We start from the raw sequence: 1,019 nt of genomic DNA, 5'->3' as shown, positions 1-1,019 counted from the left end.
GACGGTTTGTCAATCTAACTGCGACACTTCTTCCCAAAACGCTTCGTATGAAGTTTTCCAACCAAGACATTTTCTTGGGCGATGATTAATTAAATGCAAGGCTAACTCTAAATCTTCTTTTGGTACTTGAGCTAGATCTGTCTTCTTAGGGAAGAATTCACGTAAGAGGCCATTAGCATTCTCGTTGGTTCCACGCTGCCATGAAGAGTATGGATCAGCAAAGTAAATAGACATATCTACCTGTTCTTCAATGCTCGAATAGCACGCAAATTCTTTCCCACGATCAACAGTTGATGTCATAAAAACACCTGGAGGATACATTGCAAACATGTTTAAAATGGCTGTTTCCATCGATGAAGAACTACGATTATCCATCTTTACTGCAATGTACATCCGTGTTTTCCGTTCGGCAAAGGTAGCGAAGCATCCTTTACTTTTCCCGCGACTTGAGACCATCGTATCAAGTTCCCAATGTCCAAAAGTCGTTCTTTTCTTTATCTCTTTTGGGCGTTCAGTAATGGAGGTTCCAATGTTAAATCGCCCTCTGGTTTCAACGGGTTTTTGACGTTTTCCTTTGTGACGAAGAACTGTGATATCCACCTTATTTAGCAGTCCAAGATAGAGCCAACGATAAATCGTTTTGAATGAAAGTTTTAGTTCAACTAACCGTCCAATGATCTGTTCAGGAGACCATGTTAGTTGAAGTTTTTCTTCAATGACCTCTGCCAATGAGTCAGACCATTTACCTGTTGGTTTACAGGCTTTACGACGCTCTACATATTTAACTTGAGCAACTTCACTAGCATATTCTTTTGTACTATTTCGATTCAATTCTCGAGCAATAGTAGAATGGTGTCGATTTAGTTCTAAAGCAATTTTTCTAGTAGACCAGCCCAGTTTATTTAGGGATTCTAGTCGTCCACGCTCAAACGTGGTAAGATGGGAGTAGCTCATGATAAAACCTCCGTGTAAGGGTTGTGTGGTAACTTCATTTTACACGAAGTATCATGGGCTTTTTT

Annotated in this window: 1 protein-coding gene; it reads right to left on the bottom strand. The window is 40.0% G+C overall.

The window, feature by feature from the left end; genetic code table 11:
• Window positions 1–9: 9 nt before the first annotated feature.
• Window positions 10–954, bottom strand: coding sequence for an IS30 family transposase (locus PQ474_RS26185; RefSeq protein WP_273848514.1), 945 nt, complete (start codon window positions 952–954; stop codon window positions 10–12).
• Between the last annotated feature and the right edge of the window lie 65 nt (window positions 955–1,019).

Origin of the sequence: Halalkalibacter alkalisediminis, from assembly GCF_028610705.1 — a bacterium.
Taxonomy (GTDB): domain Bacteria; phylum Bacillota; class Bacilli; order Bacillales; family Bacillaceae_D; genus Halalkalibacter; species Halalkalibacter alkalisediminis.
The sequence above is the reverse complement of the archived record's forward strand: the minus strand, read 5'-3'. Positions and strand labels throughout refer to the sequence as shown.

What these genes read in the sequence shown, in the direction of transcription:
- PQ474_RS26185 (WP_273848514.1), bottom strand. Translation starts at nt 954, where the DNA reads ATGAGCTACTCCCATCTTACCACGTTTGAGCGTGGACGACTAGAATCC.